Source organism: Nocardiopsis sp. CNZ308 (assembly GCF_004217075.1).
In genome coordinates, this window is record NZ_SHKJ01000001.1 from 4,669,923 (window position 1) to 4,683,268 (window position 13,346).

At 74.2% G+C, this 13,346-nt stretch carries 12 protein-coding genes; 4 read left to right on the forward strand and 8 right to left on the reverse strand.

Going from position 1 to position 13,346, the window contains the following annotated elements; genetic code table 11:
- Positions 1-58: 58 nt before the first annotated feature.
- The 3 genes from aztC to aztB are packed head-to-tail and all read right to left on the reverse strand — an operon-like array spanning position 59 to position 3,103.
- Complete coding sequence (gene aztC, locus EV372_RS20155) at positions 59-1,024, reverse strand: zinc ABC transporter substrate-binding protein AztC (protein WP_130397261.1); 966 nt, start codon at positions 1,022-1,024, stop codon at positions 59-61.
- Positions 1,018-2,217, reverse strand: a complete 1,200-nt coding sequence (locus EV372_RS20160) for an ABC transporter (RefSeq protein ID WP_130397262.1) — start codon at positions 2,215-2,217, stop codon at positions 1,018-1,020. The genes aztC and EV372_RS20160 overlap by 7 nt, the downstream gene beginning before the upstream one ends.
- Complete coding sequence (aztB, locus tag EV372_RS20165; protein ID WP_130397263.1) at positions 2,207-3,103, reverse strand: zinc ABC transporter permease AztB; 897 nt, start codon at positions 3,101-3,103, stop codon at positions 2,207-2,209. The genes EV372_RS20160 and aztB overlap by 11 nt, the downstream gene beginning before the upstream one ends.
- Before the next feature lie 63 nt (positions 3,104-3,166).
- Here aztB and aztA point away from each other — a divergent pair, with 63 nt between their 5' ends.
- The 4 genes from aztA (at position 3,167) to EV372_RS29485 (ending at position 7,155) form a co-directional block, all read left to right on the forward strand.
- Positions 3,167-3,856 (forward strand): zinc ABC transporter ATP-binding protein AztA, encoded by a 690-nt coding sequence (gene aztA / locus EV372_RS20170; protein ID WP_130397264.1) that lies wholly within the window; start codon positions 3,167-3,169, stop codon positions 3,854-3,856.
- Between the two features lie 217 nt (positions 3,857-4,073).
- Positions 4,074-5,327 (forward strand): MFS transporter, encoded by a 1,254-nt coding sequence (locus EV372_RS20175; protein WP_165436009.1) that lies wholly within the window; start codon positions 4,074-4,076, stop codon positions 5,325-5,327.
- Between the two features lie 248 nt (positions 5,328-5,575).
- Positions 5,576-6,943: an L-lactate MFS transporter gene (locus tag EV372_RS20180; RefSeq protein WP_130397265.1), complete on the forward strand. Its 1,368-nt coding sequence runs from the start codon at positions 5,576-5,578 to the stop codon at positions 6,941-6,943.
- A gap of 83 nt (positions 6,944-7,026) precedes the next feature.
- A complete protein-coding gene (locus EV372_RS29485; RefSeq protein WP_275101188.1) occupies positions 7,027-7,155 on the forward strand; it encodes an MFS transporter small subunit in 129 nt (42 codons plus the stop codon).
- Positions 7,156-7,314: 159 nt separating this feature from the next.
- Here EV372_RS29485 and EV372_RS20185 read toward each other — a convergent pair whose 3' ends face one another.
- The 5 genes from EV372_RS20185 to EV372_RS20205 form a co-directional block, all read right to left on the reverse strand.
- Positions 7,315-8,208: a shikimate dehydrogenase gene (locus EV372_RS20185; RefSeq protein WP_130397266.1), complete on the reverse strand. Its 894-nt coding sequence runs from the start codon at positions 8,206-8,208 to the stop codon at positions 7,315-7,317.
- A complete protein-coding gene (locus EV372_RS20190; protein ID WP_130397267.1) occupies positions 8,205-10,274 on the reverse strand; it encodes a TIM barrel protein in 2,070 nt (689 codons plus the stop codon). Before EV372_RS20190 ends, EV372_RS20185 begins: the two co-directional genes overlap by 4 nt.
- 34 nt (positions 10,275-10,308) lie before the next feature.
- Positions 10,309-11,301 carry a DctP family TRAP transporter solute-binding subunit gene (locus EV372_RS20195; protein WP_130397268.1) on the reverse strand — a complete coding sequence of 331 codons (993 nt, stop codon included), beginning with the start codon at positions 11,299-11,301 and terminating at the stop codon, positions 10,309-10,311.
- Between the two features lie 85 nt (positions 11,302-11,386).
- Positions 11,387-12,661: a TRAP transporter large permease gene (locus EV372_RS20200; protein ID WP_130397269.1), complete on the reverse strand. Its 1,275-nt coding sequence runs from the start codon at positions 12,659-12,661 to the stop codon at positions 11,387-11,389.
- The gene (locus tag EV372_RS20205) at positions 12,658-13,212 is read right to left on the reverse strand and encodes a TRAP transporter small permease (protein ID WP_130397270.1); all 555 of its coding nucleotides are present in this window, start codon (positions 13,210-13,212) and stop codon (positions 12,658-12,660) included. Before EV372_RS20205 ends, EV372_RS20200 begins: the two co-directional genes overlap by 4 nt.
- Positions 13,213-13,346: the final 134 nt, after the last annotated feature.

The window sequence follows — 13,346 nt, forward strand, 5'->3', positions numbered from 1 at the left end:
AGGGTCCGCCGCGGGCGGGGGGAGGGACCGCCGCGGTCGTGCCGGGACTGGGGCCCGGTCACTCGCCACGCAGTCCGGTGGCGATGGCCTCGGTGTTGGAGCGCATCATCTCCAGGTAGGTGGCCGCGCCCCCGCCCTCCTCGCTCAGGGACTCGGAGAAGAGGGGGACGACCTCGATGCGTACGCCCGCCTCCTCCGCCATGGCCGTGGCCAGGCGGTCGGGCTGGGAGGAGTCGGCGAAGACGGCTTCGACGCCCGCCGCGCTCACGGCGTCGGCCAGGGACTTGAGGTCGGAGCTGCTGGGCGAGGCCAGGGTGGTGCCGCTGGGGATCACGGCGCCCACGACCTCGAACCCGTAGCGTTCGGCGAGGTAGCCGAAGACGTGGTGGTTGGTGACCAGGTTGCGGTCCTCCTCCGGGACCGCGGCGAACTCCTCGGCCATCCACGCGTCCAGCTCCTCCAGCTGCGCGGTGTAGGCCTCGGCGTTGGCGCGTACGGCCTCGGCGTCCACGCCGTCCACCTCGGCGACCACGTGTTCGGCGATCAGCTCGACGGCCCGGACGACCCGCCGCGGATCGGTCCAGAAGTGCGGGTCGGGCTCGCCCTCGTCCTCGTTGTCCGCGGCGTCACCGCCGGGGGAGAAGGCCAAGGGGTCCACCTGGGCGCCGACCTCCAGGGCGGGTATCCCGGCCTGCTCGGCGGCGGCGACGTTGCGCAGCACGCCCTCCTCCAGGCCGAGCCCGTTGTAGACCACGAGCGCCGCGTTCTCCACGAGCGCGGCCTCCCGCGCGGAGATGCCGAAGGAGTGCGGGTCGGCGTTGGGCTTCATCAGGACGGTGACCTCGGCCTCCTCGCCCACGACCTCCCGCGTGAGGTCGCCCAGGATGTTGGTGGTCACCACGATCCCCTCGCCCCCGTCCTCCTGCGAGGAGCAGGAGGACGTGCCGAGCAGGACCGCCCCGGCCAGGGCGGACGCGGTCGCGGCGCGCAGGAGCGCCTTCGGAGCCGTCACGGCGGTCACCATCCCGTCTCGACCATGAGGTGCGGCGCGATGCCCGGGTCGAGGGTGCGCGCCACGCGCAGGTCGTCGTTGTAGTCGATCTCGTGCACCACACCGCGCCCGGTGTCGTTGACGTAGGCGCGGCTGGTGTCCGCGCGGATGACGGGGGCGTGCGCGGTGCCGGTGCCGTCGAGCAGGTCGGCGGAGGCCAGTTCCCCGCCCGAGGCCGGGTCCAGGGAGTGCAGGGTCCCGTCGCCGGTCAGGGCCAGGACGGGGGCGCCCTCGCCGACGGCCGTCGCGGTCACGGCTCCCTCCAGCTCCAGCGCGGTCCACCCGGGTTCGGCCAGGTCCAGGACCCACAGGTCGCCGCCGGTGGAGACCGAGGCCAGGGTCGCCGAACCGGGACGGTGCCCGAACTCCTCGACCCGTTCATCGGAGCCGCCGGGGTAGTCCACCACGTCGCCGGAGAACACCCCGTCCTCCTCGGTGACGTGCAGGGCGCCCTCGGCGCAGCCGATGACGGCTCCGCGCCGGGTGACGGCCTGGCCGAGGGGGTCGGTGCAGGCGGCGTCGAGCGTGGCGACGGGGGAGCCGTCCCGGTCACGCACCTCGACCCCGCCCCCCGAGCCGCCCCCGACCACCAGGAGGTGCTCGGCGAAGGGCAGGACCACCGCGGCGCCGTCGGGGAGGGCCGCGGCCTCCTCGACCGACCCCTCCTCCAGCGCGGACCGGTCGAGCACGGCGGCGCCGTCCGGCCCGGTCAGCGCGGTCAGGGCGGTGTCGGAGGCGACCCGGCCCGCGGCCAGGCCCTCCACCGCGCCCGCGAGTCCGACACCGGTCCGGTAGTAGTGCTTGTGGTCCCCGTGGTCGACGGTCCACGCCCCGCTGTCCACCACGGTGGTCATCCGGTGGTCGGATGAGTGCAGGTACGCGAAGCGGCCGTCCCCGGCGATGCCGTCGAGGCCCTCCACCGGGTCGAGCTCCGTCGTCTCCTCGGTGATCAGGTCGAGCACCCGGACGTCTCCGCTGGCGGGGTCGGCGACCACGAGGCGGGACTGGGGCTCGGCGGTCTCCTCGGCGCCCTCGACGTAGCCGTGCGGGACCTCCTCCTCCGGCTGCTGTTCCGTGCCCTCCTGCGCGGCGCCGCAGCCGGTCAGCAGGACGAGGGCGGACAGTCCGGCCGCGCCCAGCGCGCCTGTGCGGTGTTCACGCCTCATGTGTCATCGGCCTCTCCATCTGTACGGGGTGGTCGGGGGTGGTGTCGGGGATCGGGTCGGGGGAGCCGCGCCCGCGGGAGCGCACGGCCGCCGCGAGGGCGGAGGCGAAGAAGAACGCTGTGGCCGTGGCGGCGATCGTGGCCCCGGCCGCTGTCTCCCAGTGCCAGGAGACGAGCAGGCCGAGGAAGGTCGCGGCGCTGCCCAGTACGGCCGCGCCGAGCATGATCGCGGGCACGCTGCGCGCCCACAGGGCCGCCGCCGCCGGGGGCGCGATGAGCAGCCCGAACACCAGCAGCGTGCCGACCACGTGGAACGAGGCGACCACGGCCAGGGTGACCAGGCCGAGCAGGACGCCGTGGGCGGCCCGGGGCGCCAGCCCCAGGGTGGCGGCCTTGCGCGGGTCGAAGGCCAGGGCGAGGAACGCCCGGTGCCCCGCGACGGCGACGACCAGGGCCGCGGCCAGTGCCAGGCCCAGGTGGACCAGGTCCTGTTCGCGCACCGCCAGGACGTCCCCGAACAGGAAGCCCGTGAGGTCGACCGCGAAGGAGGACGAGTGCGAGACCAGGATCACGCCGAGTGAGAGCATCCCGACGAAGAGCAGTCCGATGCTCGTGTCCTGGGACAGCCGGGACGAGCGGCCCAGCGCGGTGACGCCCGCGGCCATCGCCCCCGCGGCCAGGGCCGCGCCCAGCATGAGGTTCTGGCCCAGCAGGGACGCCAGGGCCACTCCGGGGAGCATCCCGTGCGACATCGCGTCGCCGAGGAAGGCCATGCCGCGCAGCACCACCCAGGTCCCGGCGACGGCGCAGATGAGGGAGACCAGAATGCCTCCCCACAGCGCACGCTGCACGAACACGACCCCGAACGGGTCGAACAGAGCTTCCATAGTGGGACACTGTATAACGATAACCATTGTCATTTGCACATCGGGGTGAGCGTGAGGAACGGGATGAACCGTCTGGAACTGGACGGTGTGTACGCCGGATACGGGCGCGAGGACGTCCTGCGGGGCGTCGACGCGGCCGTCCCGGAGGGTGCGGTCACGGCACTCGTGGGACCCAACGGGTCGGGCAAGTCCACGCTGCTCGGCCTCATGGCGGGCACGGTCAGGGTCCGCCGGGGCGGGGTCCGGGCCTCGCGTCCGACCCGCCCCGCCTTCGTGGTCCAGCGCAGCGCCGTCCCCGACGCCCTGCCGGTCACCGTGCGCGAGGCCGTCTCGATGGGGAGGTGGGCCCACCGGGGGTTCTGGCGGCCGCTGACCCGGCGCGACCGCGCCGTGGTCGCGGAGTGCCTCGACCGCCTGGACGTCGCCGACCTGGCCGAACGCCGCCTGGGGGAGCTGTCGGGCGGTCAGCGCCAGCGGGTGCTCATCGCCCAGGGCCTGGCGCAGGAGGCCGACCTGCTCCTGCTGGACGAGCCGTCGGCCGGGCTGGACCACCGTGCGCGCGAGTACGTGCGCCGCGTCCTGGAGCGGGCCCGCGCCGACGGGGTCACCGTCGTGCACGCCACCCACGCCCCCGACGAGGCCTTCGACGCCGACCACTGCCTGGTGCTCGCGGGCGGGCGGATCGCGGCCTCGGGGCCGCCGGAGGAGGCCGCCCGGGCCTGGGAGGGCGCGCGGGGAGCCGGGTTCCGTTAGGGGGACCGGGAGGACGCGGCCGGGTGGCGGCGGGAAGGCGTCATCCCAGGTCATGAGGGCGTGGGCTCCGGAGGCCGGGGGCGCGGCCGTGTCCGGGGAGCGCACGGCGCGGAGCCCCGGGGCCGCGGCCGGGTGCGGGGGAGGACGCCCCCGGGACCGGGCGGTCGCGGTCCGGGGCGGTGGACACCGCGGACGCCGCCTTCCCTAGGCTGGCCGGGTGCTCGTACGGAACCGTTGGGCCGTCCTCTCGGTCAGCATGGTGGCGCAGGTGGCCAGTGTGTCGGCGATGTTCGGCGTGCCCGTCGTGCTGCCGCAGCTGAGGGAGGCCTTCGGCGTCACCACCGCGCAGGCCGGGATGCTGGCCGGTCTGCCCTCGCTCGGCCTGCTCCTCACGCTCCTGGTGTGGGGCCTGGTGATCGACCGGTTCGGGGAGCGGCCGACGATGGCGCTGAGCCTGGTGCTCACGGCGTGCGCGCTCGGCCTGCTCTGGGCGGTCTCGGGGCTGTGGGGGGCCGTCGCGGTCCTGCTGCTGGTGGGCGCGGTCGGCGGCCCGGTCAACGCGGCGAGCGGACGGCTGGTGCTGTCCTGGTTCTCCGAGCGTGAACGCGGCCTGGCCATGGGCGTCCGCCAGTCGGCGCTGCCGCTGGGCGTGGGCGTCTCCGCCCTGGCGCTGCCCTGGGCGGCGGGCGCCTGGGGGTTCGTCGGCGCGATGACCCTCCCTGCCGTGCTCGCGCTCCTGGCGGTCCCGTTCGTGCTGGCGATGCCCGCCTCCGCCCCCGGGCGGCCCCCGGCACCGGAGGAGACCGGGGACGCCGCCGCCGACGCCGCGCACGCCGTGCACGCCGAGCCCTCCGCGGGCGCGGACGCCGCTGACACCGGTGAAGCCGCCGCGCGCCCCGCGGCCGGGTCGCCCTACCGGCACGGGCACATCTGGCGGGTGCACGGGGTGAGCATGCTGCTCGGCGTCCCGCAGATCGCGCTGATGACCTATGCCGTCATCTACCTGGTGCAGGAACAGGGGTGGAGCCCGCCCGCCGCGGGCGCGGTCGTCGCGGTGGCGCAGGTGCCCGGGGCGGCCGGGCGGCTGCTGCTGGGCGTCTGGTCCGACCGGACCGGGGACCGGATGCGCCCGGTGCGGTGGCTGGCGGTGGTCTCGGGGGTCTGCCTGGTGCTGCTCGCGGCGCTGCCGTGGGCCTGGGCGTGGACGGCCGTCCCGCTGCTCCTGGCCTGCCTGGTCCTGACGATGTGGCACAACGGCCTGACCTTCACCGCCGTCGCCGAGACGGCGGGGACCTCCTGGGCGGGGCGGGCCCTGGCCGCGCAGAACTGGCTCCAGGCGGTCAGCACCACTCTGACGCCGGTGCTCATGGCGGCGGTGATCACCCTCGCGGGACTGCCCTTCGTCTTCGCGGTGAGCGCGCTCTTCTCCGCCGCGGCCGTCGCCGTGGTCCCGGTGGCGCGGGGGCGTTGAGGGAAATGGGGTGTTTGACCGGTTTGTGGCCACTGAGGGCTTGATCATGACGCGTTCATCACATAAGTTCGCTTCCGGCACAGACGTTCGACATTCGCACGATCACTCTCCGTGAGGGGGCTGCTCTCGACAGGGTGGAACACCCCGCCCAGCCCGGTTCCCGGCAACCCCGGGAGGATCCCGGACCGGCAGGAGCGGCCCCGGCGTCCGCGCCCCCACCGCGACAAGCAGAACACGAAGCGGGATCCATGACGCGCACCAGTCCCCTGACCTCGTTCCTCGACTACGAGAGGAGCATCGCGCCACCCGGCTACAGCCGGTGGCTCATCCCGCCCGCGGCCCTGGCGGTACACCTGTCCATCGGCCAGGTGTACGCGTTCAGCGTCTTTCGCAACCCGCTGGTCGAGCGGTTCGACACCTCGCTGACCGCGATCGGGATCATCTTCAGCATCGCCATCGTCATGCTCGGCCTGTCGGCCGCGTTCGGCGGCAAGTGGGTGGAGCGCAACGGCCCGCGCAAGGCGATGTTCGTCTCCGGCCTGTTCTGGTCCGGCGGGTTCGCGGTCGCCGCGCTCGGCGTGGCGACCGGCCAGCTCTGGCTGGTCTACCTCGGCTACGGCTTCCTCGGCGGGCTCGGCCTGGGCATCGGCTACATCTCGCCGGTCTCCACCCTCATCAAGTGGTTCCCCGACCGGCCCGGCCTGGCCACGGGCATCGCGATCATGGGCTTCGGCGGCGGCGCGCTCATCGCCTCGCCGCTGTCCTCCGAACTCCTCCGGCGCTACGCCGACACCCCCGCGGACGCCATCGCGCCAGCGTTCCTCACCCTGGGCGCGGTCTACTTCGTGGTCATGATGCTGGGCGCCTTCACCGTGCGCGTCCCCCCGGCCGGCTGGCGGCCCCCGGGGGCCGCCGCCGAGGAGCCGAAGGGCGCCTCCGCTGGAGTGTCCCCGGCGCTGGAGGGGGTGTCGGTGGAGACCGCCGTGCGCACCCCGCAGTTCTGGCTCCTGTGGACCGTGCTCTTCTGCAACGTCACCGCGGGGATCGGGATCCTGGAGCAGGCCTCGCCCATGGTGCAGGAGTTCTTCACCGGGGTCGGCCCGGCCGAGGCGGCGGGTTACGTCGGCTTCCTCTCCCTGTGCAACATGCTCGGGCGGCTCGTGTGGTCCTCGGCCTCCGACGCGATCGGCCGCAAGCGCGTCTACATCGGCTACCTCGGCCTGGGCGGGCTCCTCTACCTGCTGATCGCCGTCGCCGGAACCAGTTCGATCGTGCTGTTCGTGGCGCTGACCGGCGTCATCCTGTCCTTCTACGGCGGCGGCTTCTCCACGGTGCCCGCCTACCTGAAGGACCTGTTCGGCACCTTCAACGTGGGCGCCGTCCACGGCAGGCTCCTCACCGCCTGGTCGCTGGCCGGGGTCGCCGGACCGATGATCGTCAACGTCATCGCCGACGCCCAGATGGCCGCCGGACGCGACGGGGCCGAGCTCTACGGGCTCTCCCTCTACGTCATGGTCGGCGTCATGGCCGTGGGCTTCCTCGCGAACATGCTGGTCCGGCCCCTGCCCGAGCGGGTCCACCAGCGCGACCGCGAACGCGTCGCCGGGCGGAGCTGAGCCCGGGCCCGGGGGCGGGTCCGCGACGGATCCCGCCCCGGAACCCCACACACGCCTCACCGGTCACCGAGGAAGGGCCACACATGTCAGGCAACCGGACCACCAACGCCTCCACCGTCACCGCGATCCTGCTGTGGGTGATCGTGCTCGCCGCCCTGGCCTACGGGGTGGCGCAGACCGCGGTGGACGCCGCGGCGCTCTTCGTCTCCTGAGGACCGACGCCGCCCCCCGTTCCCACCAGGCGGTACGCCGCCGCGTCGGCCCGCCCACCGCCCCGCCCCCGCGGGGAGCGGTGGGCGGCGGTCGTCGTGCACGCTCCCCTCCGGGAGCCCCGGCGTTCCGCCCGCCGCAGGGTCAGGGCCGAGCCCGGTTCAGGACTCCGCGAGCAGGGTGTGGAAGTGCGCGAGCATGCGCCCGGCGTCCGCCTCCAGGCCCGTGAACAGCCCGAAGGCCTCGCTGGCCTGGAACACCGCCATCTCCCCGCCCGTCAGGGTCGGGCACCCCCGCTCCGCGGCCCGGCGCAGCAGTTCGGTGCGCAGCGGCCGGTAGACGACGTCGGCCACCCACATCGACGGGCGCAGCAGCCCGGCGGGGACCGGGCTGCCCGGGTGGTGCGCCATGCCCGTCGGCGTCGCGTTGACCATGCCGTCCGCCGCCGCCAGGAGCGGGCCGAGCCCGTCGGTCCCGTACGCCGGGCAGCGCGCCCCGGGGAAGCGCCCGCCCATCCGCGCGGCCAGGTCGCGGGCGCGGTCCACCCGCGTGTCGACCACGGCCACCTCCCGCGCGCCCGCCACGAGCAGGGCGTAGACCACGGCCGCCCCCGCCCCGCCCGCGCCCAGCACCACGACCCGGTCCAGGGGAGCCCCGGGCAGGCCGCGCTCCAGGCAGCGCGCGAACGCCGACCAGTCGGTGTTGTGCCCGACGGCGGAGCCGGACCGGAACACCACCGTGTTCACCGCGCCCAGGGTGGCCGCCTCGGGCGTGAGGCCGTCCAGCGCGGGCAGCACCAGCTGCTTGCACGGGTGGGTGATGTTGAGGCCGTTGAAGCCCAGGTGGCGTGCGGAGGCCACCAGGCCGCCGACCGCCTCCGGGGCCAGGCCCAGCTCCGCCAGGTCCACGGTCCGGTAGATCATGCGGTGCCCCAGCTCGGCGGCCTCGCGCTCGTGCATCGCCGGGGTCAGGGAGGGGCCCACGCCCGTGCCGATCAGCCCCACCAGCGAGGAACGGGCGCGCGCCCGCGTCTCCCGGGCCGTCGCCGCGGTCACCGGTCCGCCTCCGCCCGCCGGTCAGCCGTGTGCCGGGCCTCCGCGCGCCGGTTCTCCGTGCGCCGGGCCTCCGCGCGCTGCGCCGCCATGCGCGGGGAGCTGTTGGCGGCGCCGTAGCCCCGGTACCCGCCCCCGCGCTGCACCACCTCCAGGAAGAGCCGCCCGTCCAGCATCGGCGTGTAGAAGTGCCAGAACTCGCCCTCCCCCGACCGGTCGTACAGGATGCCGGACTCGCGCATGAGTTCGAGGGTCACCGGCTCCAGGTCCGTGCGGCAGGCCAGGTCCGCGTAGTAGTTGTCGGGGATGCGCAGCGGCTCGGCTCCGCCCCGCCTCATCGCCCGCGCGACCGCGAACACGTCCTCGCACCCGAAGGCCACGTGCTGGGGTCCTCCCCGCGCGTCGTCGGGGCCCCGCCCCAGAAGCGGGGCGTTGAGGGCGATGCGCGGCGCCGCCCCGCCCAGGCTCAGCGCGCGGCTGCGCACCAGGCCGTCCGGGGCGGCCAGCTCGGTGCCGTCGTCGGGGTCCAGTCCCAGCACCGAGCGGTAGAACAGCGAGGCCTCGTCGAAGTGGTCCAGGTGCTGGAACAGCCCCACGTGGTCGATGCCGGTCAGGGCGGCCTCCCCGCCCCCGCCCGGCTCGCGCGCCGGGACGGAGAAGTCGGCCAGCCAGTCCTCCCCCTCGGCGGGCCCGCCCGGACAGAAGAACACCGAGGTCCCGTCGGGCGCGGCCACCGCGTGCAGGACCGACTCGGCCGGGTCGCGGCGCCGGGGCAGCGGCGGCGCCAGCAGGCGCTCGGCCCGCCGCATCGCGCCCTCGGCGTCGGCCACGTCCACGCCCAGGGCCGTCACCGCGGCGTCCCCGCTCCAGGTGTGCCCCAGCTGGGGGTCGGTGGCGCTGAGCAGGACGCGCGCCCGCCCGTTCTCCCACAGCTGCACCGGCTTGGACCGGTGGTCGCGGGTGTGCGCGAACCCCAGTCCCCGCAGGGCGTGGCGCACCCGCGGCGCGGAGTGCTCGGGGGCCGCGACCTCCACGAAGGCGTAGCCCCGGGTCCGTGCGGGGCGGGGCAGGCGGAGCAGTTCCACCGTCGCACCGCTTCCGCGCGACGGGGGCGCGCCCGAGCCGGTCCGCGCGCCGCCTCCCCGGGGCGGGGCCGTGGCCGTGCCGCCTGCTCGGGACGGAGCCGGACCGCTGCCGCTTCCGGTGTCCGGAAGGGTGACCGCGCCGTCCCCGGCACCCGGGACCGGTGCCGGAATCCGCCTACCGGCCTCGTCCTCCAGCACCGCCAGCGACCGCAGCGCGTCGGCGGCCGTGCGCCGCGGGTCCGAGGCCCGGAACACGTCGTTGAACACCTCCAGCGACAGCGGCCCGGTGTAGCCCGCCGCGAGCACGTGCCCGGTGAACCCCGTCAGGTCGAAGGCGCCCTGGCCGGGGAAGCACCGGTGGTGGCGGCTCCAGTGCAGCACGTCCATCGGCATCAGCGGCGCGTCCGCGAGCTGGAGGAAGAAGATCCTCTCGCCCGGGATCGCGCGGATGCCCGAGGGGTCGTGCCCCCGCGACAGGATGTGGAAGCTGTCCAGGCACACCCCGAGCCCGGGGTGGTCGGCCATCCGGACCAGCCGCCAGGCGTGCCGGTAGTCGTTCACCCGGCGCCCCCACGCCAGGGCCTCGTAGGCGATGCGCACCCCGAACGGCGCCGCCGCCTCGGCCAGGCGGTGCAGCTGCGCGGCCGAGCGCGCGTCGTCCCCGGTCGCGGCGGGCGCGACGCTGGAGCACACCAGCAGCACGTCCACGCCCAGCTCCACCATGAGGGCGAACTTGGCCTCGGCGCGCCGGAGGTTGCGCTCCAGCTGCGCCTCGTCCACCCCCTCGAAGTCGCGGAAGGGCTGGTAGAGGTCGATGCTCAGGGACAGCGAGTCGGCCAGGGCCCGGACCTCGCGGGGCGGCAGCGCCGACCCCACCAGGTCGTTCTCGAAGATCTCCACACCGTCGAACCCGGCCCCGGCCGCGGCTTCGAGCTTCTCCTCCAGGGTGCCGCTCAGCGACACGGTGGCTATGGAGCGCCGCATGGTCGTGCCCTCCCCTCCTCGTCGTTCGCCGTGCCTACTCGGTCTCCTGGAAGGACTCGTAGAGCGCGAGCTGCTCCCCGTCCAGGTTCTGCGCGAAGTGGTCCTGGACCCGGGAACGGAAGGCCTCCACGTCCACGTCGTCGACGATCTCGATGGTTCCCTCGGCCCGCCACTCCTCCAGGATCCGCTCCTCGGCCTCCTCGATACAGGCCCGGTTCTCCGCGCGGACCTCGCTGACGGCCTCCTGGAGCACCCGCCGCTGCTCCTCGGTCAGCGCGTCCCACGTCTGCCCTGAGACCACGATCATCTGCGAGCCGACCTGGTGGCCGGTGAGGCTGATGTGCGACTGGACCTCGACGAAGTTGTCGCCCTCGATGGTCGGGACCGGGTTCTCCTGGCCGTCGGCGGTGCCCTGCTGGAGGGCGAGGTAGACCTCCTCGAAGGCCACGGTGGTCGGCTCGGCGCCCAGCGCCTCGGCGTTGGCCAGGTAGATGGGCGAGTCCGGGAAGCGCATGCGCAGGCCCTCCAGGTCCTCGGGGCGCCGGATGGGCTGGTTGGCGGTGAAGTGGCGGTCGCCGAAGTACCACACGTCCAGGATCCGGGCCCCGGTCGCCTCGGCGAAGCCGTCCTTGAGCTCCTGGGAGTTCTCTGAGTCGAAGTAGGAGAACAGGTGGTCGGCGTCGCGGAAGGCGTAGGCGGCGTCCAGGGCGCCGATCGGCCCGTAGGAGGAGCCCAGGGCCGCGGAGCCCTGCACGTCCATGTCGATGTCGCCGGACATCACCGAGGCGAAGGTCTCGGTGTTGTTGCCCAGTTGGCTGTTGGGGAAGGTCTCGACCGTGAACCCGGCGTCCGCGCCGTTCACGCGCTCGGCGACCAGGTCGATGCCGCAGCGGGTGTGCGGGTGGTCCTCGGGGTAGCTGTTGGCGAAGGTCAGGGTGGTCGCGTCGTCGGAGCCGCCGGCGCCGCAGGCGGTCAGGGCGAGCGCGGCCGCGGGGAGCAGCGCCGTCCAGCGGGTGATGGTGCGCATGGGGTTCCCTCCTCGGGAGTGGGGGTCGTGGCCGGTCCGTCCGCGGCGGTCGGGTGCCGACCGGGTGACGCGGGACCGGCGGGCGTCACAGGTCCAGGAGCGCGGGCAGGAACAGGACCAGGTCGGGGGCGAGCGTCAGCAGCAGCAGGATCGCCAGCAGCGGCAGCAGGAAGGGCGCGGTCCCGCGGAACACCTCGTGCATGGGGGTGCGGGTGGCCGAGCCCAGGACGAACAGCACGCCGCCGATCGGGGGAGTGAGCAGGCCGAGCATCAGGCTGACGATGGCGATCACGCCGAAGTGGACGGGATCGGCACCCACCTGGACGGCGACGGGGAGCAGGACCGGGACCGTGATGACCAGGGCGGCGACGGGTTCGAGCACCGTGCCGACCAGGAGCAGGATCAGGGCCACCAGCAGGAGCAGGACGGTCGGGTTCTCGGTCAGGCCCAGCAGTGCCGAGGCCACCCGCTGGGGCACCTGCTCGCGGGCGAGCACCCAGCCCAGCAGGCCGGAGGCGGCCAGGATGACGGCGATGGAGGCGGCCGTGGTGGCGGTCTCCACGCCGATGCGCCACAGCGTCCGCGGGCTCAGGGTGCGGTAGCACAGGCCCAGGACCAGCACGTAGGCGACGCCGACCGCCGCGGCCTCGGTGGGGGTGAACAGGCCGCTGAGGATGCCGCCGAGCAGCAGCACGGGCGTGCCCAGCGGGCCCAGGGCCCGCACGGTCGCGGTGCGCACCTCGCCCCGCTCCGCGCGCTGCCCCGCGAGTTCCGGTCTGCCCCGCGTCCACAGGAACACGGCCAGGGTCAGCCCGCCCGCCATGAGGAACGCGGGCACCACCGCGGCGGCGAACAGCGCGGCCGTGGAGACGGCGGCCACGGAGGCGTACACGATCGCCGGGATGCTGGGCGGCATGACGGGGCTGATCAGGCTGGTGGACGCGGTCAGCCCCAGGGTGAAGCGCCGGGGGTAGCCCGCCCTGTTCATCGCCGGGACCAGCATCTTGCCCATGCCCGCGACGTCGGCCAGGGCCGACCCGCTGATCCAGGAGAAGCCCACGCTCACGCCGATGTTGACGTAGCCGAGGCTGCCGCGCACCCGGCCGAACAGCACCCGCGCGAAGCCGAAGAGCCGGTCGGCGATCCCGGTGTGGTTGGCGATCACCCCGAGCAGGACGAACAGCGGGACGGCCAGGAGGGGGAAGCTGTTGACCTCCTGGGCCGCCGTGCGCAGGCTCAGCCCGGTGGACTGCCCGCCGACCAGCATGTAGGTCAGGCACGGGCCCAGGATCGCGAAGGCGACGGGCACCCGCAGGACCAGCAGGACGAGGATGCCGAGGACGACCAGCAGCGCGCTCATCGCACCTCCTCCCCGGAGTCGGCCGTGCGGCCCTCGCGCCGCGGCGGCCCGGCGACCAGGAGGGCGTTGGCCAGGGCCCGCAGCGTCATGAGCGCCAGGCCGACGAGGGGGATCACGTAGGTCCAGGAGACGGGGATCCGCAGGGCCGGGGTCTGCTGGGGGGACCCGCCGAAGACGAGTTCGACGGCCTCCAGGACGCACACCGCGCCCACCGCGGCGACCACGAGGTTGGCCAGGATCCACACCGCGCGCAGGGCGCGGCCGTCGAGCAGGAAGTCCACGATCTTGAGGGTGATGTGCTCGTCGCGGCCCAGCAGGTAGCCGACGAGGGAGAAGGCGAGCCAGACCAGCCCGAGGCGGGCCAGTTCCCCGGTCCAGACCCAGCCGTCCACGGGCAGGTGGCGCTGGGTGGCCTGGAGGAGCATGAGGACGAGGATCATCGCCAAAAGCGCGACGCCGGTGACCAGTTCGGCGGTCTCCAGCCACCGCACCGGCGCGGGCCGGGAGGGACGGGGAGGTCGGTCTTCGGGGGCGGGGGGTCTGTCTGCCATCGGTTCCACTCAACGGTCGGACGCTGTCGGCGCAGGTCAGGGAATGTGACGGGGGTCACGCCCCTCGGTGTGGTGTGAACCCTAGGTTTCGCGTCCGAACGATGGCAAGCGATTGCCAAAAGTTGTCACAACGC